The organism is Leifsonia sp. 466MF (genome assembly GCF_900100265.1).
Classification (GTDB): domain Bacteria; phylum Actinomycetota; class Actinomycetes; order Actinomycetales; family Microbacteriaceae; genus Leifsonia.
Map to the genome: position 1 here is coordinate 755337 of NZ_LT629696.1, position 24423 is coordinate 779759.

20 protein-coding genes are annotated in these 24423 nt (G+C 69.7%); 15 read left to right on the plus strand and 5 right to left on the minus strand.

Features of this window, described 5'->3' with window-relative positions:
- Positions 1 to 2 precede the first annotated feature (2 nt).
- From BLR91_RS03595 to guaA, 4 genes are read left to right on the plus strand one after another with little or no spacing between them, the layout of a single operon-like run.
- Positions 3 to 1373, plus strand: a complete 1371-nt coding sequence (locus BLR91_RS03595; protein WP_089877033.1) for a cation:proton antiporter — start codon at positions 3 to 5, stop codon at positions 1371 to 1373.
- A gap of 56 nt (positions 1374 to 1429) precedes the next feature.
- The gene (locus tag BLR91_RS03600; protein WP_018191912.1) at positions 1430 to 2257 is read left to right on the plus strand and encodes an SURF1 family protein; all 828 of its coding nucleotides are present in this window, start codon (positions 1430 to 1432) and stop codon (positions 2255 to 2257) included.
- Positions 2258 to 2261: 4 nt separating this feature from the next.
- Entirely contained in the window at positions 2262 to 2711 is a 450-nt protein-coding gene (locus BLR91_RS03605; RefSeq protein ID WP_018191911.1) for a DUF3817 domain-containing protein, read from the plus strand.
- A gap of 25 nt (positions 2712 to 2736) precedes the next feature.
- Positions 2737 to 4350 (plus strand): glutamine-hydrolyzing GMP synthase, encoded by a 1614-nt coding sequence (gene guaA, locus BLR91_RS03610; protein WP_018191910.1) that lies wholly within the window; start codon positions 2737 to 2739, stop codon positions 4348 to 4350.
- A gap of 69 nt (positions 4351 to 4419) precedes the next feature.
- Here guaA and BLR91_RS03615 read toward each other — a convergent pair whose 3' ends face one another.
- Both BLR91_RS03615 and BLR91_RS03620 read right to left on the minus strand, forming a co-directional pair.
- Positions 4420 to 5211 (minus strand): Bax inhibitor-1/YccA family protein, encoded by a 792-nt coding sequence (locus BLR91_RS03615; RefSeq protein WP_018191909.1) that lies wholly within the window; start codon positions 5209 to 5211, stop codon positions 4420 to 4422.
- Between the two features lie 40 nt (positions 5212 to 5251).
- Complete coding sequence (locus tag BLR91_RS03620) at positions 5252 to 5848, minus strand: hypothetical protein (RefSeq protein ID WP_089877030.1); 597 nt, start codon at positions 5846 to 5848, stop codon at positions 5252 to 5254.
- A gap of 86 nt (positions 5849 to 5934) precedes the next feature.
- Here BLR91_RS03620 and BLR91_RS03625 point away from each other — a divergent pair, with 86 nt between their 5' ends.
- Genes BLR91_RS03625 through BLR91_RS03635 form a run of 3 tightly spaced genes read left to right on the plus strand, consistent with a single transcriptional unit; the run spans position 5935 to position 10669 of the window.
- The gene (locus tag BLR91_RS03625) at positions 5935 to 7002 is read left to right on the plus strand and encodes a glycerophosphodiester phosphodiesterase family protein (RefSeq protein WP_089877028.1); all 1068 of its coding nucleotides are present in this window, start codon (positions 5935 to 5937) and stop codon (positions 7000 to 7002) included.
- Between the two features lie 50 nt (positions 7003 to 7052).
- Positions 7053 to 9608, plus strand: a complete 2556-nt coding sequence (locus tag BLR91_RS03630; RefSeq protein WP_089877025.1) for an ATP-dependent helicase — start codon at positions 7053 to 7055, stop codon at positions 9606 to 9608.
- Entirely contained in the window at positions 9605 to 10669 is a 1065-nt protein-coding gene (locus BLR91_RS03635; RefSeq protein WP_089877023.1) for an FUSC family protein, read from the plus strand. The genes BLR91_RS03630 and BLR91_RS03635 overlap by 4 nt, the downstream gene beginning before the upstream one ends.
- Here the strand turns inward: BLR91_RS03635 and BLR91_RS03640 are convergent.
- Entirely contained in the window at positions 10666 to 11523 is an 858-nt protein-coding gene (locus tag BLR91_RS03640) for an oxygenase MpaB family protein (RefSeq protein ID WP_089877021.1), read from the minus strand. The two genes, BLR91_RS03635 and BLR91_RS03640, sit on opposite strands and share 4 nt — an antisense overlap.
- A 59-nt stretch (positions 11524 to 11582) precedes the next feature.
- The gene (locus BLR91_RS03645) at positions 11583 to 13187 is read right to left on the minus strand and encodes a hypothetical protein (RefSeq protein WP_089877019.1); all 1605 of its coding nucleotides are present in this window, start codon (positions 13185 to 13187) and stop codon (positions 11583 to 11585) included.
- 234 nt (positions 13188 to 13421) lie between these two features.
- Here BLR91_RS03645 and sucC point away from each other — a divergent pair, with 234 nt between their 5' ends.
- The 8 genes from sucC to ddaH all read left to right on the plus strand — a co-directional run bounded on the left by sucC (position 13422) and on the right by ddaH (position 22992).
- The gene (gene sucC / locus BLR91_RS03650) at positions 13422 to 14585 is read left to right on the plus strand and encodes an ADP-forming succinate--CoA ligase subunit beta (RefSeq protein WP_089877017.1); all 1164 of its coding nucleotides are present in this window, start codon (positions 13422 to 13424) and stop codon (positions 14583 to 14585) included.
- A gap of 17 nt (positions 14586 to 14602) precedes the next feature.
- Positions 14603 to 15490: a succinate--CoA ligase subunit alpha gene (gene sucD, locus BLR91_RS03655; RefSeq protein ID WP_018191900.1), complete on the plus strand. Its 888-nt coding sequence runs from the start codon at positions 14603 to 14605 to the stop codon at positions 15488 to 15490.
- Positions 15491 to 15635: 145 nt separating this feature from the next.
- Positions 15636 to 17018, plus strand: a complete 1383-nt coding sequence (locus BLR91_RS03660; RefSeq protein ID WP_089877015.1) for a hypothetical protein — start codon at positions 15636 to 15638, stop codon at positions 17016 to 17018.
- A 55-nt stretch (positions 17019 to 17073) separates the two neighbouring features.
- Positions 17074 to 18378 (plus strand): cell division protein PerM, encoded by a 1305-nt coding sequence (locus BLR91_RS03665; protein WP_089877013.1) that lies wholly within the window; start codon positions 17074 to 17076, stop codon positions 18376 to 18378.
- Between the two features lie 35 nt (positions 18379 to 18413).
- Positions 18414 to 19007 (plus strand): phosphoribosylglycinamide formyltransferase, encoded by a 594-nt coding sequence (gene purN / locus BLR91_RS03670; protein ID WP_018191897.1) that lies wholly within the window; start codon positions 18414 to 18416, stop codon positions 19005 to 19007.
- Positions 19004 to 20584, plus strand: coding sequence for a bifunctional phosphoribosylaminoimidazolecarboxamide formyltransferase/IMP cyclohydrolase (gene purH, locus BLR91_RS03675; RefSeq protein WP_089877011.1), 1581 nt, complete (start codon positions 19004 to 19006; stop codon positions 20582 to 20584). The genes purN and purH overlap by 4 nt, the downstream gene beginning before the upstream one ends.
- 104 nt (positions 20585 to 20688) lie before the next feature.
- Positions 20689 to 21744, plus strand: a complete 1056-nt coding sequence (locus BLR91_RS03680; RefSeq protein WP_089877009.1) for a Glu/Leu/Phe/Val dehydrogenase family protein — start codon at positions 20689 to 20691, stop codon at positions 21742 to 21744.
- A gap of 24 nt (positions 21745 to 21768) precedes the next feature.
- Complete coding sequence (gene ddaH / locus BLR91_RS03685) at positions 21769 to 22992, plus strand: dimethylargininase (protein WP_089877007.1); 1224 nt, start codon at positions 21769 to 21771, stop codon at positions 22990 to 22992.
- Here ddaH and BLR91_RS03690 read toward each other — a convergent pair.
- Positions 22964 to 24340 (minus strand): MFS transporter, encoded by a 1377-nt coding sequence (locus BLR91_RS03690; RefSeq protein WP_089877006.1) that lies wholly within the window; start codon positions 24338 to 24340, stop codon positions 22964 to 22966. The two genes, ddaH and BLR91_RS03690, sit on opposite strands and share 29 nt — an antisense overlap.
- Positions 24341 to 24423: the final 83 nt, after the last annotated feature.

Sequence of the window (24423 nt, forward strand, 5' to 3'; positions counted from 1 at the left end):
CGATGCATCTCGGCGAAGACCTCATCGTTCTCGGCATCCTCCTGCTCGTCGCGTACGTGCTCGGGCGCCTCGGCAGGTTGGTGAGTCTCCCCGCGATCCCCATCTACATGCTGGTCGGGTTGCTGGCCAGCCCGCACACCGGCTGGTTCCCGCTCAACTTCGAGAGCGACTACATCGAGCTCATCGCGATCTTCGGGCTCATCCTGCTGTTGTTCAACCTGGGTCTGGAGTTCGACCAGGACGAGTTCTTCGGCAACTTCGGCAAGCTGATCGTCTCCGGCGGCTCATACATCGTCATCAACATGGGCGTCGGCCTGATCTTCGGGTTCATGGTCGGATGGGGCACCCGCGAGGCGCTCATCATCGCCGGCATGACGGCCACGTCGTCGTCGGCGATCGTCACCAAACTGCTCATCGAGCTGCGGCGGCTGGCGAACACCGAGACGCCGATGATCCTCGGTGTCACCGTCGTCGAGGACATCTTCATCGCCATCTACCTGGCGATCGTCTCCGTGGTGCTCAGCGGCGAGACCGACTTCTGGCCCGTGGTCGGCAAGCTCGCCATCGCGTTCGCCTTCCTCGTCGTGATGTTCACGATCGCGCGCTGGGGCGGCCGGTTCGTCTCGCGGCTGTTCCGCACGAAGGACGACGAGCTCTTCACCATCCTCTTCTTCGGGTTCGCGGTGCTGTTCGCCGGCATCGGCGAGCTACTCGGCGTGACCGACGCGATCGGCGCCTTCCTCATCGGCCTCGTCCTCGGGGCGACGAAGTACCGCCGCAAGATCGAGCAGATCGCCATCCCGCTCCGGGATGTGTTCGCCGCCTTCTTCTTCCTCAACTTCGGCCTCGCGCTCGATCCGGCGAAGTTCCCGTCCGTGCTCCTGCCCGTCGGGATCGCCGTCGTCATGACGATCGTGCTCAACATCGGGGCCGGCCAGTTCGTGGCCTGGATCAACGGGATGGGCGTGCAGGCCGGCATCAACACCACGGTCATCCTTCAGAACCGTGGAGAGTTCGCCCTCATCCTCGCCACGCTGTCGCTCGCCGCAGGACTGGACGAGCGCATCCAGCCGTTCGCCGGCCTCTATGTGCTCATCATGGCGATCATCGGCCCGATCCTCGCAGCGAACTCCGAGAAGATCGGTGCGATGATCCTACGGTCCGGCCCGTCACGCCGACGGGAACGGAAGAAGACGAAGAAGCGCGAGCCGATGCTGGACGAGGAGATCGCCCTGGTCGAGGCCGCGACCGCAGACCTCGACTCCGATGCCCGGCGCGCGACGGAGAGCGTCGACGAGACGCAGCGGGCCGTCGACAGGATGGTCGAGCGGGCCATGCAGGATGACACGAGCGGCGAACGGGAACGGGACTGACCATCGAGACGACCACGGGGGCCGAGCCGATCGCCGGCGAGACCACCCTCTTCCAGATGATGCGGCGCCCGCGGTGGATCGGCGCGCTGGTGTTCGCGCTGCTCCTCGCCGCCGGGTTCGCCTGGCTCGGTCAGTGGCAGCTCGAGCGGGCCGTCGAATCGGGAAAGGCCGTCGAGGCTCCCAGTGAGACCGTGCTCCCGCTCGCGGATGTCGCCGGTCCGTCGTCGCCCCTCCGCGATGTGGCCGTCGGGCAGCTGGTCGAGTTCACCGGGACGTTCGTGCCCGAGGACTACCAGCTGCTTCACGACCGGCTCAACAAGGGACGCAGCGGCTGGTGGGTCGTCGGTCACGTGAACCTCGAGCGCGACGGCCGTCCGGTCGCGCTCGCCGTCGCACGGGGGTGGGCTCCCGACAAGGCGTCCGCGCAGGCGGCGGTCGAGCGGCTGTCGCGGCAGGCGGACACGGATCCGCAGCGCATCGTCGGTCGCATCCTGCCCGACGAGCAGCCCGAGGTGCCGACCGACAAGAAGGATCCGACGGCGATGCGCACGCTCGGCGTCGGCGCCCTCTACAACTTGTGGACCGGGGTCGACGGCATGCCCGTCTATGCGGCCTACGTCGTCGAGCGTGGGGCGCCCGCCGGGCTGGTCCAGATCTACTCGCCCCCGCCGATCGCCCAGACCGAGCTGAACTGGCTCAACATCTTCTACGCGGCCGAGTGGATCATCTTCGCCGGGTTCGCGGTCTTCCTCTGGTACCGCCTCGTGAAGGACGCGAAGCAGCGGGAGGACGAGCTGCGCGAGGAGCAGCTGCTCGAACGTGAGAAGCGTGAGAAGCAGGATGCGATGGCCGGGAAGAACCCCCAGTCCGAGCCTTTAGAATAGGCCCATGCCCCTCGCTCCCAAGCTCGAAGACTTCCCGAAGATCCGCGGGGCGCTCCGGTTCTACCAGGTGTTCGCGTACGTCACGGGCATCATGCTGCTGCTCCTGTGCGCCGAGATGGTCGTCAAGTACGGGCTCGGCTACGAGCTCTTCGCATTCAGCAACTACGGCGCGCTGACCTTCGTCCCCGTCGAGACCGCCGTCGCTCCGACCGGGGTGGACCTGAGCACGGGCATCCTCATCGCACACGGCTGGCTGTACGTCGTGTACCTGATCTCCGACTTCCGCCTGTGGAGCCTGATGCGCTGGCCGTTCACGAAGTTCGTGATGATCGCCCTCGGCGGCGTCGTCCCGTTCCTCTCGTTCTTCGTGGAGGCGCGCATCACCAAGCAGGTGAAGTCCTACCTGGCCGGCCGCGAGGCCGAGGCAGCCGACCTCGTGGAGGCGACACATTAGCGGCGAGACAAGGAGCCCTGACCCGATGAGCACGGATGCGGCGTTCACCGATCTTCTGGGCGGAGCCGACTCCGCCAACCCGTCCGGGCCCGTCCTGGTCGTCGACTTCGGCGCGCAGTACGCGCAGCTGATCGCCCGGCGCGTACGCGAGGCGAACGTGTACTCGGAGATCGTCCCGCACACGGTGACCGCGTCCGAGGTCGCTGCCAAGCGCCCCTCCGGGATCGTGCTCTCGGGCGGACCGTCCTCGGTGTACGAGGAGGGCGCACCGCGGCTCGACGAGGCCATCCTCGACCTCGGCGTCCCCGTGCTCGGCATCTGCTACGGCTTCCAGGTCATGGCGACCGCGCTCGGCGGCGAGGTCGCGAAGACCGGCCAGCGCGAGTACGGCTCGACCGCCGTGCGGATCAGCGACTCCGGCATCCTGCTCGACGGCCAGCCGGAGGAGCAGACGGCCTGGATGAGCCACGGCGACTCGGTCGCCCGCGCGCCAGAAGGGTTCGACGTCCTCGCGTCGACCGACGGAACGCCCGTCGCCGCCTTCGCGAACGACGAGCGCAAGCTGTATGGCGTCCAGTGGCATCCCGAGGTCAAGCACTCCACCTACGGCCAGGCCGTTCTCGAGAACTTCCTCCACCGGGCCGCCGGCATCCCGGCCGACTGGAACAGCGGCAACGTGATCGCAGACCAGGTGGCGGCAATCCGTGCCCAGGTCGGTTCGGGCCGTGTGATCTGCGCGCTCTCGGGCGGGGTCGACTCCGCCGTCGCCGCTGCGCTGGTCCACGAGGCCGTCGGCGACCAGCTGGTCTGCGTGTTCGTCGACCACGGCCTTCTCCGCAAGGATGAGGCGCGCCAGGTCGAAGAGGACTACGTCAAGGCGACGGGCGTCCGGCTCGTGACCGTCGATGCGCAGAAGCAGTTCCTCGACGCGCTCTCCGGCGTCAGCGACCCGGAGACGAAGCGCAAGATCATCGGCCGCGAGTTCATCCGCGTCTTCGAGAAGGCTCAGGCCGACCTGATCGCCGAGGCGGCCAGCGAGGGCGACCCCATCCGCTTCCTCGTCCAGGGCACCCTGTACCCGGACGTCGTGGAGTCGGGCGGCGGCACGGGCACGGCCAACATCAAGAGTCACCACAACGTCGGCGGCCTGCCCGAGGACCTCCAGTTCGAACTGGTCGAGCCACTCCGCACGCTGTTCAAGGACGAGGTGCGCGCCATCGGACGCGAGCTCGGACTGCCGGAGGAGATCGTCTCCCGCCAGCCGTTCCCCGGACCGGGCCTCGGCATCCGCATCGTCGGAGAGGTCACCCAGGAGCGTCTCGATCTGCTGCGCGACGCCGACGCCATCGTGCGCGCGGAGCTCACGGCCGCAGGCCTCGACGCCGAGATCTGGCAGTGCCCCGTTGTGCTGCTCGCGGACGTGCGCTCGGTCGGCGTGCAGGGCGACGGCCGCACCTACGGGCACCCCATCGTGCTGCGCCCGGTCTCCAGCGAGGACGCCATGACGGCCGACTGGACCCGCCTGCCGTACGACCTGCTGGCGAAGATCTCGAACCGCATCACCAACGAGGTGGATGGCGTGAACCGGGTCGTGCTCGACGTCACGTCGAAGCCGCCGGGGACCATCGAGTGGGAGTGATCCCGCACTGACGACGAAGGCCCGGGATGCTGAACCAGCATCCCGGGCCTTCGTCGTGAAACGTGGGTGTCAGTCGCGCGAGATCGCCAGCATGCGGAGGATCTCGAGGTACAGCCAGATGACCGTGACCATGATGCCGAAGGCACCCGACCAGCCGTAGATGCGCGGGGCGCGGTTCGCGACACCCTGCTTGATCGCATCGAAGTCGAGCACCAGCGAGTAGGCGCCGAGCAGGACGACCAGGAGGCCGATGATCAGGCCCAGCTTGATGCCGGTGTTGCCGAGCTCGACGCTGTTCAGGCCGAAGCTTCCGCCGGTCACGCCCGTCCACATCAGGACCAGGTTGACCAGCGAGTAGGCGAGGTAGCCGAACATCGCGATGAGGAAGATCTTCGTCGCCTTCGCGGAGGCGCGGATCTTGCCTGAGGCGAAGAGCGCCAGAGTCACGCCCACGACGGCGAACGTCGCGATGACCGCCTGGATGACGATGCCCGACCACTGCGACTCGAAGAACATCGAGATGGCGCCGAGGAAGATGCCCTGCGCGGCCGAGTATCCGAGGATCAGGCCGGGGGACGGCTTGCGCTTGAAGATGTTGACGAGCGCCAGCACGAAGCCGACGATCGCGGCGGGGATGGCGAGAACAGGGACGAACCAGCCGACGCCGGCGCCCGCGAGCAGGAGAACGAAGCAGATCGCCGTCTTGGTGATGGTGTCTTCGACCGTCATCCGGTCGGTGTCCACGGCCGTCGCCGACGGCGACTGGTACATCTGCTCCAGTTTCTCGGCGGAGACGGTCGCCGCCTGACCGTTGGTGGAGAACGCCGGGTTCGTAGAGAAGGCCGGGTTGTTGAGTGCCATGAGCTCCTCGTTCTATGGGTGGACCGGTTAACGGTCGTCTTCAGTCAAATCTACGGGGTTCTTTTCTGAGAGTTCTGACAGATTGCCATGAATCGAATCGGATGGCGATCCATTTCGCGAGCCACGCGCCCCCGACGATGACCGCCGTGCTCGTGGCGATGGTGATCCAGCCGTGCTCGTAGTCGTGCACGAACAGCGGGAGGAGGACGCTCCACGCGACCGGGAGGACGAGAACGGCGAACGAGGGGAGCGGGCGGAGCCGGACGAGCAGCCAGGCCGCGAGGACGACCGCGTAGCACCAGGCGAAGCCGGAGCCGCCCAGCATGAGCCAGGTGAAACCCAGGACGGGAAGGGGGACGGCGACGCGCCGGCCGATCGTCGACGGGAGCACGGCCCAGCCGGCCGGCTGCATGAGCGATCCGATGAGGAGGAGCGTGAGGCTGTACGTCGTGGTCCCGAGCACGCACGCGGTTCCGACGACGAGCATCGCGAGTCCGACGATCAGGCGGGGGCGGTAGGCGCCCCAGCGGAGCGGGAGCAGAGACGCGGGCTCCCTCCAGCCGCCGCGTGCAGGCGTGCCGGTGTCCGGCCGGGCGGGGTCGCGGGGCGCGGGGGCCGTGTTGGGATCGGCGGACACCCGTCGATTCTGGCACTCCTCACGCGTCGACGACCCGGCATGTCGGTGCCCGGGGTGGCATGCGTGCTCCGAGCTAGGATCGGGCCATGCGCGCGCGAACGGCTCCGGTTGTCATCGGCCACCGCGGGGCTCCGGGGTATCGGCCGGAGCACACGCAGGGCTCGTACGAGCTGGCGTTCCAGCTCGGTGCCGACGCCGTCGAGCCCGACATCGTGGCGACGAAGGACGGAGTGCTCGTCCTCCGGCATGAGAACGAGATCTCGGGAACGACGGATGTCGCGGACCACACGGAGTTCGCCGATCGCCGGACGACCAAGGAGGTCGACGGGGTCGCGCTGACCGGCTGGTTCACCGAGGACTTCACCTGGGACGAACTGTCGACGCTGCGGGCGCGGGAGCGCATCCCGGCTCTGCGGCAGCACAGCTCGACCTTCGACGGGCACTACCCGATCCTCCGCCTGCGTGACCTGCTCGAGCTGATCGATCGCACGGGCGAGGGCTCTGGGCGGCCGCCGGGTCTCGTGGCCGAGCTGAAGCACGCGACGTACTTCGAGGCGGCGGGGTACCCGCTGGACGAACTGCTGTTGCGGGATCTCGCGGACGCGGGCTGGACGGATCGAGCCGGGGTGGTGGTCGAGAGCTTCGAGCGCACCGTCCTGGTGAAGCTGCACGACCGCGGCTTCCGAGGTCGCCGCGTGTATCTGCTGGAGGATTCCGGCGCTCCGGCGGACCGTGTCGCCGCCCTCGGATCGTCGGCACCCGGGTACGACGCCGATCTCAGCCTGCGCGGTCTGTACGCGCTGGGCTCGGCGGCCCCGTCGGCAGCCGATCGGGTCGACGGAATCAGCGTCGAGACGTCGCTGGTGCTGTCCTCCGGCTCGGTGTCGATGGCGCTGTTCGGGGAGGACGACGGGGCGGACGTCGGCGCGGTCACGTCCGATCTGGTCGATCTCGCGCATTCCGCGGGTCTCGCCGTGTTCTGCTGGACGCTGCGTCCGGAGAACGGGATGCTCCCCGCCGAGTTCCGGACCGAGGGCGCGGAGGCGGCCTGGGGGGATTGGCGACGCCACTTCTCGATCCTGCTGCACTCGGGAGTGGACGGCGTGTTCGCCGACCATCCTGACCTGGCGGTGGCCGTGCGCGACGGTCGCTGACCACGCTCGCGGCCGAATGACGGTGGCAGCGACTAAAATCGACTGCAGACATGACGAGCCTTCCCGACGCCCCGCAGACCACCCCTTCCTCCGTCCCGATCATCCTGGACGGGTGGCAGGGCGACGGCACCGACGTCGACGCGACCGCGGGCTCCGGCCCGGGAACGGGCAGCGGGCGGGGCTCGCGCGGAACGGGAGGGCCAGGCGGCTCCGGCCACTGGCGCGGGCCGAGCGAGCGCCTGTTCGAGGGCCTCAACCCGCAGCAGCGTGAAGCGGCCGAGTATCGCGGCCAGGCGCTGCTGATCGTGGCGGGCGCCGGCTCCGGCAAGACCAGCGTCCTGACCCGGCGCATCGCCGGGCTCATCGAGAGCCGCGAGGCGTGGCCGAGCGAGATCCTGGCCATCACCTTCACCAACAAGGCGGCCAACGAGATGCGCGAGCGCGTCGAGCAGCTGCTCGGCGGCAAGGCGCAGGGAATGTGGATCTCGACGTTCCACTCGGCCTGCGTGCGCATCCTCCGGCGCGAGGCCGAGACGATCGGCAAGACTCCGAGCTTCACCATTTACGACTCGGGGGACTCTCGTGCCCTGCTGAAGCGCATCATCAAGGAGCTCGACGCCGACACTCTCGGATTCACCGTCGGCAGCGCGGCGAACCGCATCTCGAAGCTCAAGAACGAGCTGACCGATCTGGAGACCCACGCACGCTCGGCCAACCTCAGTGACCCGCAGGAGGTCATGTTCCTCGAGATCTTCCGCCAGTACACGCGGGAGCTCCGACGCGCGAACGCTTTCGACTTCGACGACCTGATCGCCGAGACGGTGTTCCTCTTCCGCGCCTTCCCGCGGGTGGCTGCGCTGTACCAGAGCCGGTTCCGGCACATTCTGGTCGACGAGTACCAGGACACCAACCACGCGCAGTACTCGCTGATCCGCGAGCTCACCATGCCGGTCGCTCCGGACATCGCCGACGATCTGGAGGCCCACGGCCGCAACGTCGGCCCGCTGCGCGATGCTGCGGGCGTCATCCCGAGCGCCTCCCTCACGGTGGTCGGCGACTCGGACCAGTCGATCTATGCGTTCCGTGGCGCAGACATCCGCAACATCGTCGAGTTCGAGCGCGACTTCCCCGGCGCGAAGGTGGTGCTGCTGGAGCAGAACTACCGCTCGACGCAGAACATCCTGAGCGCTGCCAACGCGGTCATCTCCAACAACTTCGACCGCAAGGACAAGAAGCTGTGGACCGCTGTCGGCGACGGCGAGAAGATCATCGGCTACACCGGGTACTCGGGCCACGACGAGGCACAGTTCGTGGCCGACGAGATCGAGAAGCTGCACAGCGCGGGGATGGACTACAAAGACATCGCCGTCTTCTACCGCACCAACGCCCAGACGCGTGCGCTGGAGGAGATCTTCATCCGTTCGGCGTTGCCGTACAAGGTGATGGGCGGCACGAAGTTCTACGAGCGGGCCGAGATCAAGGACGCCATGGCGTATCTGATCACGGTCGCGAACCCGAGCGACATGCTGGCGCTCCGCCGCATCCTGAACACGCCGAAGCGCGGCATCGGACCGGCGACGGAGACGCAGCTGGCGAGCTACGCGGAGGACAACGGACTCACGTTCCGTGCGGCCATGCGCGACGCCGGCTCCTTGGGTCTCGGCCCGAAGGTGACGAACGCGATCCTGCAGCTGTCGAATCTTCTGGACGAGGCGGCCGCCAAGATCGACCCGTCGAATCCGGCCGGAGTCTCGCCGGTCGCAGACATCCTGACCTTCCTGCTGGACGGCAGCGGCTACCTGGACGTGCTGCGCAACAGCCGCGACCCGCAGGATGAGGCGCGCGCCGAGAACGTGGACGAGCTCGTGGCTGTGACACGCGAGTTCGCGCGCAACAACCCGGACGGGACGCTGGTCGACTTCCTCACCGAGGTATCGCTGGTCGCTGCCGCGGATGAGATCGACGACTCGAGCGGCTCGGTGTCGCTGATGACGTTGCACACGGCGAAGGGCTTGGAGTACGACGCCGTGTTCCTGACCGGCATCGAGGAGGACCTCCTCCCGCACCGGATGTCGGCGAACGAGCCCGGCGGCCCGGCGGAGGAGCGTCGCCTGTTCTACGTGGGCATCACGCGTGCGAAGAAGCGCCTGTTCCTGTCGCTGGCGATGACGCGGGCGCAGTTCGGCGAGACCGCGGTCGCTATGCCGAGTCGCTATCTGCAAGAGATCCCCGCCGATCTGATCGATTGGCGGCAGTCGCCGGGTTCGGCGAACGGCCGCGGCGGCACGCAGTCCCGCGCGCTCAACGCTCGGCGTCCGGGTCTGGGCGCCGGTTCCGGCGGGACCGGGTGGAACGACCCGCTCTCGTCGTCGACGTTCCGCCAGGAGCGACCGAAGGCGGAGTGGCCGAACCGCGTCACGGGCAAGGTCCGCGACAACGGCGACCTGGAGTTGGCGCCCGGCGACCGCATCCGCCACGCCGACTTCGGCGAGGGCCGGGTCACCCAGGTGACCGGGCAGGGCGCCAAGCGCGTCGCGCATGTCCAGTTCGACAAGGTGGGCGCGAAGAAGCTCCTCATCAAGATCGCCCCGATCGACAAGCTGTGACGGCGGCTGCCCCGGCAGAGCGGAAGGGCGGAGCGCCGCGCAACCTCGAGGTGGGTCTGCGGGCGGCTGTCGCTGTCGCGGTGCCGTTGTTCATCCTCTTCGCGGTCGGCCGTCTCGACCTGACGGCCTACGCCACCTTCGGCGCCTTCACGGCGCTCTATGGAAGGAACGAGCCGTATCGGGTGCGGGTGCGGACCCTCACCGTCGCCGCCCTCGCGCTGCTTCTCAGCATCTCCGCCGGCGTGGGTCTCGCCGTGCTCGGTGAACCGCTCGCGCTCGTGGCCGTCGCACTGGTGCTGGTCGTCGGCGGTGGAACCCTGTTCGTCACGGTTTTCCAGATGATGCCGCCGCAGGCGCTGTTCTTCGTCTTCGCCCTGCTGGTCTGTGCCGCCGTGCCGACTCCGGCGGCGGACGCGCTCCCGCGCATCGGCCTCGCCGCAGCGGCGGCGGCGTTCGCGTGGTTGCTGACGATGTCCGGTTGGGCCGTGCGTCGCATCCCGGGCGTCTCGCGCAGTGCGTTGGGGCGCTCCGGGTTCGTGCCCGACCTGCGTCGGCGGCCCGGCATCGACCTCGCGGCCGTGCGGGATCCTCGGGTCTGGCTCACAGTCGCCCAGAACGTCGCCGGTGTGTTGATCGCCGGCGGCGTCGCCCTCGCGTTCGGACTGGGTCACGCCTATTGGGCCGTGGTGAGCGTCGTGGCCGTGATCCCTCCTGCGCGGGCGGCCCACTCCATCTCGCGTTCCCTGCACCGGATCGTGGGCACGATCGTCGGTGTCGCCGTCACGGCTGTGCTCCTGGTCTGGTCGCCTCCCGCGATCGTGGTGATCTGCGTGATCGTGGTGTGCCAGTTCTTCGCCGAGATCCTCGTCGCGAGGCACTACGGCGCGGCTCTGGTGTTCATCACTCCGCTGGCTCTGTCGGTCTCGCACCTGGCGAGTCCGACACCGTTGAACGTCCTGGTCGTCGACCGCGTTCTGGAGACGGTTCTCGGTGCGGGCGTCGGTATCGCGCTGGTGCTGCTCGCCCGCGTCGTCGAGCGTCGGCGCGGTCTCGCCGCCTAGCGCGGCGCGGTCGGCTTCATCGCGGCACGGTCGCCGGCGGCGGCTGGACGCGCTCTGCGCACCGCACGTCGGAGCTTCGCCCGGTAGCGCTCGCGCGGGAGATGGCGCAGGGGGAGCGGCAGCCGGGGGTAGACCGCCGCCGTCCACCGGATCGCGCGGTCGAACCGGCGCTGGCGCTGCTCGTTCCAGGCGAGACCGAACTGACGTCGCACCGCGTCGGGCAGAAGGCCGGCCGTGACGAGCCGAACCAGAGGCAGTGTCGGGCGGAGCCACCACGGCACCCGACGCGGGTACAGGATCTGCCGTGAGACCACTCGTACGTCGTCGTCCACCCGGAGCGCCAGGATCATCCCGTCCCAGTAGGCGTCGAAGTCCGCGCGCCGGGCCGGCCACCGGTCGTGGCTGAGCTGCAGGTTGGACAGCGCTCGCGAGAGCTCGTCGTATGCTCGGTCCGCCTGCGCGGGAGTGAGCGGGCCGAAGACCCGCCGGTGCAGGTCCATCACCGTCTGGTAGAGCGTGGCGGCCACCCAGAGCTGGAGCTCCGGATCGAACGCGTTGTAGGCCGATCCGTCCGCCGAGTCCTCCCCGCGGACGGGCGCATGCGCTCGGTTCACGATCCTCCGCATGGCCGCGAGCTCCGCCTCCGAGCCGAACATCGTCGCCGTGAGATAGAGCATCGTGCCGTCGAACCGGTCCATGAGCCGCTCGGCGAAGTCGCTGTGCTCGACGACGCCGCGGCCGACCGAGGGATGCGCGATCTGCAACAGAAGAGCGCGGCCCCCGCCCGCCAAGGTCAGCGCCTCGGAGACGATGTCCTCGACCTCGACGGGCCGATTGCGGGGGTTTCTGCGCACCCGGACATCCTGTCGTCGGCTCCTGCGAGTGACCGGAGAGTGTGAGGGTTGCGTGCTGCTCACGGTGCTACCCAGGTGGAGCGGGCGCGCCGCGGCCGCAGGTTTCGTCGGCCGGTGACGCGCGGCGGTCGACCGGGGCGGGCGACCGCCTCGGGGTCGAGGACCGCTCCCTCGAGAGCCACGAGTCTCCCTCGTGGCCGACGAACTCCGCGGTTACGCAGTCGCCCGGCGATCAGCAGAAGCACACCTGCGACGCCGGTCCCGGAGCCCCAGAGTGCCGGCACCAGCGTGTCCGTGCCCGTGTCGGCCAATCTCGTCTGAGTCAGGGCGGGCTCGATGTCCGGTACGGGGACGACGGGAGTCTGCGCCCGGGTGATCTCGGTGGCGATGCCGAACCCGGACGTCCACGGGTGCACCCGTGCTCCGCCCGCATCGGGATCGGTGCGCGCCGGGTCGATACGTTCGGTCCAGACGTAGTAGCCGTCGGCCGGGAGCGTGCAACTCGGCGTGGTGTATTCGCCGACGCCGTCGATCACCGTCTCGACCGTGCAGACCGTGGGCGAGTCCGGCGGCGGCGCGGGAGCGTGGGAGATCGGTTCGGCGAACGGCCCGTGCAGCGTGCTCTCGACGACCGCTGTGATGGCGGTGAAACCGTCATCGCTGGCGCGAACGCCCCAGGTCGGAAGCAGGCCATCGCCCTCGGCGACGCTCACGGTGAGGTGGTCGGCGATCGCGGCACCCGGATGCGCCTCGGCCAGGGACGTGCGTGTACCCACCTGCGGCTGGAACGGCAGCGGTGACGGGCCGGTCGCGTGCGCCTCGGCCTGCGCATTCGCCGTGGACGGTTCCGCGATCAGCACGGCCTGTGCGTCCGTCGTCGGCAGAGCGACGGTGATCCGGTTGCCGTAAGGGAGTTCGCCCGTCTTCGCCGTGGCGCTCACGGCGACGCTGGCCTCCGCTCCGGTCGGCCGGATGGCGACATCGGTCCCCGACCGAATGGTGCCGGTGCTCCCGCCGTCGTCGAAGGTGGCACCCGTGAGGGCCACCGAGACGGGATGAGCGCCGCTGGGGAGCAGCTCCGGGCCGGCGATGCGGTCCACGGTCAGCTCGACGCGTACGCGGCCGGCTCCCGTCTCGGCGAGTTCGACGACCACGGCGGCGCGCACCCCCGTCGAGGCGCGGCTTCGGGCCTCGGCCAGCATCTCGACCGCCCGCGCGTAGACGCGGTCGCTGTCGGCGCCCGCCCGTGCCGCGTGCTCTCGGGCCTCTGGTTCGGACATCCCGGCGTACATCCACGTCGCCAGCTGCCCTGAGGCTGCGGTGAGGCGGTCGCTGCTTCCCGCCCAGGTGCGGGCGAAGTAGGCGAACATCGCCGACTGCTCCGGCGTCCACCAGCCCATTCCGGCGGGGTCCGCGTAGCTGTAGTGGAGGCCGACCGGTGCCACCTTGCCGGGATTCAGGCAGAAGCCGAGTGCGCCGTCGTCGAAATGGTAGGCGCCCAGCCACCAGCCGTCGGGGGACTGGTAGCCGGGACCGTGGCCGTCGCCCACGAGGGCGCGGGCCGGCCCGGCAGCGGAGGTGAGCGCTCCATGGAGGACGCCGAGGAAGACGGCAAGCCCCGCGAGGCACACAGCGGAGATCAGGGTGAAAGGTCGATGAGTCATGCCTCCACCGTCGCGGCGACGTCGGCTCCGCGGGGCCGCCGTCGGCGGATCGGTGGACAACGGCGTTCGCCGAGGACCTGTGAACACCTCGGCCGGTTTCGGCCCGTTCAGGGGAAGGGTCTAAAGTTCTTCCTGGCGAATTTATCTCGGCGTCGAGCTATTCTCGCGCCGGACCGTCAGGAGAAATCAGCCGGCAGCCACGAGCGCACCGGAACACCAGCGGATTGGATAACCGTGGATCTATACGAGTACCAGGCCAGAGACCTGTTTGAGAAGTACGGGGTCCCGGTGCTTCCGGGCATCGTCGCCGACACCCCCGAGGAGGTGCGTGCGGCTGCCGAGAAGCTGGGCGGCGTGACCGTCGTCAAGGCGCAGGTCAAGACCGGTGGTCGCGGAAAGGCCGGCGGTGTCAAGGTCGCGAAGAACGCCGATGAGGCGGAGGCAGCCGCCCGGGCCATCCTCGGACTCGACATCAAGGGCCACGTCGTCCGTCGTGTCATGGTCGCCGGCGGCGCCCGCATCGCCCGCGAGTTCTACTTCTCGGTGCTCCTCGACCGCGCCAACCGCTCCTACCTCTCGCTGACCAGCGTTGAGGGCGGAATGGAGATCGAGCAGCTCGCCGTGGAGAAGCCGGAGGCGCTCGCCCGCGTCGAGGTCGACCCGCGCGGCGGCATCGACCACGCGAAGGCCGTCGAGATCGCACGGGCCGCCGGATTCCCGGAGGACCTGGTCGAGAAGGTCGCCGATGTCTTCGTGAAGCTCTACGAGGTCTACACCGGCGAGGACGCGACCCTCGTCGAGGTGAACCCGCTCGTCCTCACCGAGGAGGGCGACGTCATCGCGCTCGACGGCAAGGTCTCCCTGGACGAGAACGCGGACTTCCGTCACCCCGACCACGAGGCCCTCGAGGACAAGGACGCGGCCGACCCGCTGGAGGCCAAGGCCAAGGCGGCGAACCTCAACTACGTCAAGCTCGACGGCCAGGTGGGCATCATCGGCAACGGCGCCGGACTCGTCATGTCGACCCTGGATGTCGTCGCCTACGCCGGCGAGAAGCACCAGGGCGTCAAGCCGGCCAACTTCCTCGACATCGGCGGCGGCGCATCCGCCGAGGTGATGGCGGCGGGTCTCGACGTCATCCTCAACGACCCGCAGGTGAAGAGCGTGTTCGTGAACGTCTTCGGCGGGATCACCGCGTGCGACGCGGTCGCCAACGGCATCGTGAAGGCTCTGGAGATCCTCGGCGACGAGGCGAACAAGCCGCTGGTCGTGCGCCTCGACGGCAACAACGTCGACGAGGGGCGCCGCATCCTGACCGAGGCGAACCACCCGCTGGTCACCCTCGCACTCACCATGGACGAGGGCGCCGACAAGGCCGCCGAGCTGGCCGCGAAGTAAGCGAAGGACGAACGAGAATGTCTATCTTCCTCAACAAGGACTCCAAGGTCATCGTCCAGGGCATCACCGGCGGTGAGGGCACCAAGCACACCGCCCTCATGCTGAAGGCCGGCACCCAGGTGGTCGGCGGTGTCAACGCCCGTAAGGCCGGCACGACCGTCACCCACGGCGATGTCGAGCTCCCAGTGTTCGGCACGGTCGTCGAGGCCATCGAGAAGACCGGCGCAGATGTGTCGATCATCTTCGTGCCGCCGGCGTTCGCGAAGGACGCGATGGTGGAGGCCATCGACGCCGAGATCCCGCTGCTCGTCGTGATCACCGAGGGCATCCCGGTGCAGGACTCCGCAGAGGCGTGGGCCTACGCCAAGGAGAAGGGAAACAAGACCCGGATCATCGGCCCGAACTGCCCCGGAATCATCACGCCCGGCGAGTCGCTGGTGGGGATCACCCCGGCGACCATCACCGGCAAGGGCCCGATCGGCCTCGTCTCGAAGTCGGGCACGCTGACCTACCAGATGATGTACGAGCTGCGCGACCTCGGCTTCTCGACCGCCATCGGCATCGGCGGAGACCCCGTCATCGGCACCACGCACATCGACGCGCTCGCCGCGTTCGAGGCCGACCCGGAGACGAAGGCCATCGTGATGATCGGCGAGATCGGCGGCGACGCCGAGGAGCGCGCCGCGGACTTCATCAAGGCGAACGTGACCAAGCCGGTCGTCGGCTACGTCGCGGGCTTCACGGCTCCCGAGGGCAAGACCATGGGCCACGCCGGCGCCATCGTGTCGGGCTCGGCGGGCACCGCCCAGGCCAAGAAGGAGGCGCTTGAGGCTGCGGGCGTCAAGGTCGGCAAGACGCCGTCCGAGACGGCGGAGCTGCTGCGCGAGGTCTACGCCGCGCTGTAATCGCGAGACGCACCACCGCGAAGGCCGGGACCGGGAGGTCCCGGCCTTCTCTGTTTCCGGCCTGCATCATCCCGTTCAGGTACTCCCTGCCGCACACGGCGACCGCGGCGCTACAGTGAGCGCACCGTGCCGGAAGGAGACGCTGATGGCTCGTCCGACGAACACCGAGCTGCTGCAGCGCATCGCAGCTCTGGAGGAGGAGAACGCCGCGCTCCGGATGCAGAGCGGCGACCCCTCGATCGACACGGTGCCGATCGCACCGTTGCCGCCGACGAAGCGCCCGCGCAGCTGGGCCTGGACCCTGCTGGCGACCGTCCTGATCGTCCTCGGTGCCATCCTCGCGCCCGTCGCGGTGGTCGCGTCCTGGGCGAAGGTCCAGCTGACCGACACCGACTCGTTCGTCGCGACGTATGCGCCACTCGCGCACGACCCGGGCGTCCAGGCGTTCGTGACCGACGAGGCCGTGAAGGCCGTGCAGGACAACGTGGACATCGATCAGCTCACGTCTCAGGTGATCGACGGCATCACCGACCTGGGCACCGGTCCGGTCGCCACCAAGGCACTGGAGTCGCTGAAGGGCCCGCTTGCGCAGGGCGTCGAGTCGCTGCTGCGCTCGACCGTCCAGCGCTTCGTCGCCTCCGACGCGTTCGCGCAGGTCTGGCAGCAGGCGCTCCGGACGAGTCACGACCAGTTGATCGCGACGATGCAGAACGACCCGAAGGCGGCCGTCACCGTGGGGTCCGACGGCTCCGTCGGCATCCAGCTCGCCCCGATCATCGACCGGGTGAAACAGCTCCTGCTGGATCAGGGGGTCACGTTCGCGGCGCAGATCCCCTCGGTGGATCGGACCATCACCGTCGCACAGAACTCCTCCATCCCGACGCTGCAGCTCTTCTACGGCCTGGCGGTGGCTGCCGGGGCGTGGCTGCCGTGGGTCGCGATCGGACTGCTGGCGCTCGGTGTCGTCGTCGCCCGCCGTCGTGCCCTCGCTCTGATCTGGGCTGCAGTCGCGCTGGGTCTCGCCATGGGCATCACGCTGGCCGCGATCGGCATCGGCCGGCTCGTCTTCGTCTCCTCGGTCTCTCCGTCGTTGGTGCCCTCGGGATTGGCGCAGACGCTGTTCTCGACGGTGACGGACGCGATGATCGCGACCGCGGTCGCCGTCCTCGTCCTCGCGATCGCTGTCGCCGTGGTCGGGTGGTTCTCCGGTCCGTTCGCCGTTCCCCGGAGGCTGCGCGGTTTCTTCGGCGACGGTGTCGCCTGGGTACGCCAGTCGGCGGAGCGTCATGGCATCACGACCGGCCGGGCGGGCGAGTGGATGTACGCCCAGCGCACGCTGCTCCGCGCGGCCGTAGCGGTGATCGCCGCCGCCGTCGTGCTGTTCGTCCGCCCGCTCACACCGGCTCTGATCATCTGGACGCTGGTGCTCGCGGCGCTGGTCGTCGCGATCCTCGAACTGGTGCAGCGGCCGGTCATCACCGTGCCGGAGCAGGCCGACGACGAGACGCCGGTGGTCACGGTCTCCTGAGCGCCGAAGTGTCGGCCCTCCGCGCCGCGTGCGCGCCGGTAGGCTCCGTTCGGTCATGAGTCGCACAACCGTCGCCCTGCTCGCCGCGCTGGAGGCGCTCATCGTCGCCGCCATCGGCATCGGGATCTGCCTCGTCCCGATCACGATCCTCTGGGCGGCGCAGTACCAGCTCGGCGCCGACTTCACGGTGGTGTGGCGGTCCGCCGCGGACATCTGGCTGGTCGGTCACGGCGTCAACCTGACCATCGCGCTCGACCCGCAGACGGTCGCGCAGCTCGGCTTGCCGGGTGCGGCCGTGCCGTTCCAGGTGACGATCGCGCTGCTCGGGTTCGCCGCTCTGACCGCTGGACTGGGCGTTCGGACCGGGATGCGCGCAGCGGAGACGGATCAGCGTCTCGTCGGCGCGCTGACCGCCTTGGCGACCTTCGCGGTCATCTCGACACTGGTGGTCCTGACCGCGGGTTCGCCGGTCGCGCAGCCGTCCATCTGGCAGGGCGTCATCCTGCCGCCCTTCGTCTACGGGGTCGGGATCGCCGCCGGATTCGGCTTCGCCGCGCTGCGTGGCGGGGCGCCCGCCGAGACGGCTGCCGCGACCGCGTCGCCGGATCGGGATGCGACGGGCGCGCTCGACGGCGACATCGGCGGCTCCTCGTCGGAGAGGACGGCCGCGCCGGCCGTCCTCTCCGTTCTGCAGACCGCGACCGTGCCGATCCCCGGCGCCCTGCGCACCGGCGCGGGCGCCGCACTGCGCGCCGGGACGGCGGCGACCGCCATCGTGATCGGCGTAGCCGCTCTGGTGGTCGCGCTGCTGATCTTCGGCAATTACGGGACGATCATCAGTCTCTACGAGCAGCTGCAGACGGGTGTCGCCGGGGGAGCGGCCCTGACCATCGGGCAGCTCGCCGTCATCCCGAACGTCGTGGTGTGGATGGCGTCGTGGCTGGTCGGCCCCGGCTTTGCCCTCGGCACCGGGTCGTCGGTGAGCCCGATCAGTACCGCGCTGGGGCCGTTGCCGGGGTTGCCGCTCTTCGGCATCATCCCGGCCGGTGGCTGGAGCTTCGGGCTGGTCGGCGTCGTCGTCCCGATCCTCGCGGGCTTCGTCTCCGGTGTCCTCGTCCGCTCGCGGACGGCGGTTCGCGGGCTCGACGGCCTGCAGGCCCTGCTGCTGACCGCGCTCGGGATCGGTGCGATCGCCGGGATCGAGCTGGGGCTCCTCGCGTGGTGGTCGTCCGGCGCCCTCGGCCCGGGGCGCCTGCACGACGTCGGACCGAATCCGTGGATGGTGGGCGCGCTGGCTGCCGCGGAGGTCGCCGTCGCCGCGGCGATCGGGCTGGCCGCAGCCGGCCGCGGCCGCCGGTGACGGAGCCGGTCGTCTCACGCCGCTAGGCTGGTGGCGTGCTCTCGATCGTGGTGCTGATCTCCGGTGGCGGCTCCAACCTGCGTGCCCTGCTGGAGGCCTCGGAGGACGCCGAGTTCCCCGCCCGCGTCGTCGCCGTCGGCGCCGACCGCGATGCGGACGGCTTCGAGCACGCGGAGCGCTTCGGCATCCCGACCTTCACGGTGCCCTTCACGTCGTATCCGAGCCGGGAGGAGTGGGGCGACGCGCTGCTCGAGCAGATCCGGCAGTGGGAGCCCGACTTGACCATCCTGTCCGGCTTCATGCGCCTGGTGCCGCCCCGGGTGGTCGAGGCGCTGTCGCCGCGGCTCATCAACACGCACCCCGCGTACCTGCCCGAGTTCCCGGGCGCGCATGCGGTCCGCGACGCTCTCGCCGCCGGCGTGACGCAGACCGGGGCGAGCCTGATCGTCGTCGACAACGGAGTGGACGCCGGCCCCATCATCAGCCAGGAGCGCGTGGAGGTGGAGCCGGGCGACACCGAGGCCGCCCTCCACGAGCGCATCAAACCTGTGGAGCGACGGCTGCTCATCGACGCCGTGCTCGACATCGCCAACGGACACATCGACCTCGAGGAGCTTGCCCGAGCATGAGCGGACCCCGTCACGACGCCAGCCTGTACCGCGAGCGGGATCTCGTCCCGATCCGCCGCGCCCTGATCTCGGTCAGCGACAAGACCGGACTGCTCGACCTCGCGTCCGCGCTCGCCGCGGCCGGCGTGGAGATCGTCTCGACCGGCTCGACGGCGCAGACGATCCGCGACGCCGGTCACGCAGTGACCGATGTCGCCAGCGTCACCGGGTTCCCGGAGTCGCTCGACGGGCGTGTGAAGACGCTGCACCCGGCCATCCACTCGGGACTCCTCGCCGACCTCCGGCTGGCGTCGCACGAGGAGCAGCTCAAGGACCTCGGCATCGAGCCGTTCGAGCTCGTCGTCGTCAACCTCTACCCGTTCGTCGAGACGGTGGCATCCGGCGCGGTCGGCAACGACGTCGTCGAGCAGATCGACATCGGCGGCCCGGCCATGGTGCGCGCCGCCGCGAAGAACCACGCGAACGTGGCGATCGTGGTGTCGCCCTCCGACTATGACGGCATCGTGGAGGCCGTCGCCGCCGGTGGCACGACCTTCGACCAGCGCCGGGAGCTCGCATCGAAGGCGTTCGCGCACACGGCCGCCTACGACGGCGCCGTCGCCGCCTGGTTCGCGGGGGAGGCGCCGTCGACCGACGACTTCCCCGAGCGCTGGGAGGCGCGGGCTGAGCTCAAGCAGACCCTCCGCTACGGCGAGAACTCGCACCAGGCGGCCGCCCTCTACGCCGACCCGAAGGGCACCGGCATCGCCCAAGCGACCCAGCTCGGCGGCAAGGAGATGTCGTACAACAACTACGTGGATGCGGACGCCGCCCTGCGCAGCGCCTACGACTTCCGCGAGCCGGCCGTCGCCATCATCAAGCACGCGAACCCCTGCGGAATCGCCGTCGCGGACGACATCGCCGAGGCGCACCGCAAGGCGCACGAGTGCGACCCGGTGTCGGCGTACGGCGGCGTGATCGCGGCCAACCGCACGGTCACCCTCGCCATGGCGGAGACGGTGAAGGGCATCTTCACCGAGGTGCTGATCGCTCCGGGCTACGAACCGGAGGCCCTGGAGCTCCTGCAGACGAAGAAGAACCTCCGCATCCTGCAGCTGCCCGAGGGGTACGCCCGCGCGCTGACCGAATTCCGCCAGATCTCGGGTGGCGTGCTCGTGCAGGACTCCGACCGCTTCGACGAGTTCTCTTCCGACGGATGGACCCTGGTCGCCGGCGAGGAGGCCGACGCGGCGACCCGTGCGGACCTCGAGTTCGCCTGGAAGGCGTGCCGCGCCGTGAAGTCGAACGCCATCCTGCTTGCCCACGACGGCGCATCCGTCGGGGTCGGGATGGGTCAGGTCAACCGCGTCGACTCGTGCACCCTGGCGGTCAGCCGTGCGGGGGAGCGGTCGGCCGGATCCGTGGCCGCATCGGACGCGTTCTTCCCGTTCGCCGACGGCCCGCAGATCCTCATCGACGCGGGCGTCCGTGCGATCGTGCAGCCGGGCGGCAGCATCCGCGACGAGGATGTGATCGCGGCGGCGAAGGCAGCAGGAGTCACCATGTACTTCACCGGCGAGCGGCACTTCTTCCACTAGGAGAACGCGCGGCGACGTTGCCTCCGGGGCCCGGTCGCGGGAGAATGGACGGCGGTCCACAAGACCGTCACACATTTTCACCGCGATCCCACGAGGAGACACCGATGTCCGTCCTGCCCGCAGACCTGCCGCACGAAACACTGCACGTGGTAAGGGGGAGGCGGAGCGGCCTCACCATCAGCATCGCGGTCCACTCCACCGTCCTCGGGCCGGCCCTCGGCGGATGCCGGGTCTGGACGTACGACTCCTGGCAGGAGGCGGTTGCCGACTCGCTGCGGCTGGCCGAGGGGATGACCCTCAAGAACGCCGCGGCAGGTCTCCACCGCGGCGGTGGCAAGGCCGTCGTCTACCTGCCGCGCGGCACGGTGCTCACGCCGACCGAGCGCTACGAGGTCATGCTCGACCTCGGCGACGCCGTCGAGACGCTCGGCGGCAGCTACATGACCGCGGAGGATGTCGGCACGAGCGCCGAGGACATGTCCGTCGTCGCGTCGCGCACCGCCCACGTCTGCGGCCTCCCGCCGTCGGAGGGCGGCGTCGGTGAGCCCAGCGACGCGACCGCCGCCGGTGTGTACGCCGGTCTGCAGGCCACCATGGAGCGGGCGTTCGGCAGCCGGGATGTCAGCGGCCGCCACGTGATCGTGCTCGGCCTCGGCCACGTGGGATCGCTCATCGCGATGCGCCTCGCCAGCGAGGGCGCCGTGCTGACCGTCACGGACGTGAACCCCGCGAAGCGCGCCCTCGCCGACGCGCTCGGCGCCACCTGGGTGGAGCCGGATGACGCCCACCGCGTCCAGGGCGATGTCTTCGTCCCCGCCGGTGTCGGAGGAGTGCTGACCGACCGGGTGATCGACGAGCTCCGGGTCGCCGCGGTTGTCGGCCCCGCGAACAACCAGCTCGCGCACCGCTCCGGAGCGGAGCGTCTGGCCGCACGCGGCATCCTCTGGGCGCCGGACTTCGTCGTCAACGCGGGCGGGGTGATCTTCCTGTCGATGGCCGGCGAGCCCGGCGTGACCGCCGAGGCCACGCAGGAGAGGGTCGAGCGGATCGGCGACACGGTCGCGGAGATCTTCCAGGGCGCCGACCAGCGCGGTGTCACCACGCTGCAGGCCGCGGAGGAGCTCGCGCTCGACCGCCTCCGGGAGCCAGCGAACGCATAGCAGCGCTCCGCTAGGTTGGAACCCATGACGTCTTCCTGGGGCCGCCGGCTCATCGCATCCCTTGTCGCTGCCCTCGTGGTGGTCCTCGTCGTTCACGCGGCGATGATCGCCGCGTTCTACGTGGGGAGCCTCGCCGGGTCGTCGACCCCGTCGGGGGCGTTGATCGTCGCCGTCAGCAACTACTTCTCGCTGACCAGCGTCATCGCCTTCGTCCTGCTCTGGGTCGCCGGCTTCGTCGGCGCGTTCGACCGGTGGTGGACCGCGTTGATCGCGGGTGTGCTGGCCGCTGTGCTGGCGCCTGCGGTCGGCACCATCCTGACCGCGACCTCGGGCGGCTCGCCGTTCAGCGGCGACCTGATCGTCGCGGTGCTCGGCACCCTGCTGGGGATCAACCTGCTCTACGCCGTCGCCATCACCGCGCTCACCCCGACGTTCGGCCGCTGGCTGTTCCGTGTCGTCGAGGGCACCCGCAGCCGGTTCGAGACGGACCGCAAGGTCGCGCTGGTCCGCATCCCCGCCGGCAACCTGGCCGAGGGTCTGGTGACCCACATCGACCGTGAGCCGGTGGATGCGGAGCGCGCGGACGCGCAGTGGGACGCCTACGTCGCAGCTCTCTCCGAGGCCGGGTGGCAGACCGTCGAGGTCACGAGTGCTGACACCCTGGCCGACTCGGTCTTCGTGGAGGACACCGCCGTCGTCTTCGGCGACACCGCCGTGATCACGCTGCCCGGCGCCGAGTCGCGCCGTGCGGAGGTCGTCGGCACCGAGGCCGCGCTCCGTGCGCAGGGGCTGCACCTCGAGCGCATCGAGGCGCCGGGGACGCTCGACGGCGGCGACGTCCTCAAGGTCGGCTCGACGGTCTACGTCGGCCGCGGAGGGCGGACCAACGCCGAGGGCATCCGTCAGCTGCGCGCTCTCGTGGCGCCGCTCGGATACACCGTCGTCGCCGTCCCGATCACCAAGGCGCTGCACCTGAAGACGGCCGTGACCGCCCTGCCCGACGGCACGGTCATCGGCTACGAGCCGATCGTGGACGAACCACGCGTCTTCGAGCGTTTCCTCCCGGTGCCGGAGGCCCACGGCACCGCGGTCGTCGTGCTCTCGGACGACACCGTGCTGATGTCGTCGTCCGCCCCGCAGTCGGTGGCGCTCGTCGAGGACCTCGGCTACACCGTCATCCAGGTCGACATCTCCGAGTTCGAGAAGCTCGAGGGATGCGTCACCTGCCTGTCGATCCGGATCCGCTGACTCCCTCCAGCGACTCCCGGCGCGCTCCGAGTGGAGCCGGCAGGGCGCACCACGCCGCGGTCGCCGCAGCGAGGAGGGCCGCGGCCGCCCATCCCGCACCGACCCCCGCAACCGAGGCCACGAGCACCAGCGCGGAGGTGCCGAGTGCGGTTCCGAGTTGGGCTCCGGTGTTGAGGATGCCGCTTGCGCTGCCGGCGAGATCGTCGGGCACCGTGGTGCCGATCGTCGTCGCGGCGACCGACGACAGGCCCAGCCCTGCGCCTGCCAGCGCCACGCCGACGAAGACGCCCCACCACGTGCCGACGGTCAGCGCCATCAGCAGGCAGCCGAGGGCGATCGCCGCGATGCCCATCCCGCATACGGCGTAAGCACTCAGCCGTTTCAGCAACGAGCGCGTGCTCGTCGATGTGAGGATAACGGCGACACTCAGCGCCATCAGTGTCAGTCCGGCGGCGATCGGGTCGATTCCGAGCCGTTCCTGCAAGAACAACGTGGCCAGAACGGCCGTCGAGCTGGTGGTCGCGGTGTTGACGAACGACAGCAGGGTGCCCTGCCGCAGCGGACGCGATCGGAAGGCGGCTGCGGGGATGAGGGGTGCGCGGGCGGTGCGCAGCCGGATGCCGAGGAGCACGGCGAGGACGACGCCGGCGCCGACCGCCGCGACGCCGATCACCCGGGTCGCGGGTTGCTCGATCCAGGCCGCGCCGGCGATGACGGCCATGACCGTGAGGATGAGCAGCGCGGCGCCCAGGGCATCGACCGGCTCCTCCTCGGTGGGCTCGCGCACACCCGTCACCGTGGCGAGGGTGCCGATCGTCAGGGCGACGGCGAGCGGAAGGTTGACCCAGAAGACGGCCGGCCACCCGAACGCTTGCACCAGCAGGCCGCCGACCAGGAAGCCGGATGCGCCGGCCGCCGCTCCTGTGGCGCTCCACGCCGCGAGGGCGCCCCTGCGCCGCGGCGTCTCTGGCGTCGCCGAGAGCAGCAGCCGCAGCGCCGAAGGGACGGACAACGCGGCCGCGGCACCCTGCAGCGCCCGGGCGACGAGGACCACGGCCAGGGCTCCCTGATGCCAGACGGCAGCTGTACCGCCCAACACGGAGACAGCGCCGAACATACCGATGCCCACAAGCAGAATGCGTCGATGTCCGAAACGATCGCCCAGCCGCGCGCCCAGGATGAGGAGGCCGCCGAAGAACATGGCGTAGACCGTCGCCAGGGGTCCGGCCGCGGATTCCGGCGCGCCCAGACCGCTCAGGATGGCAGGAATCGCCGTGGTCGCACTGGTCACGCCGAGGACGTCGACGAACTGCACCAGGCACAGCACGAAAACGGCCCCTCTGCGCATGCGGCCACCGTACCCGGCGCCTCCGACAGGCCGACCCTCCACTGGGATGTGAGAAAAACTCTTGCGTTCGTCGAGAACCTGGC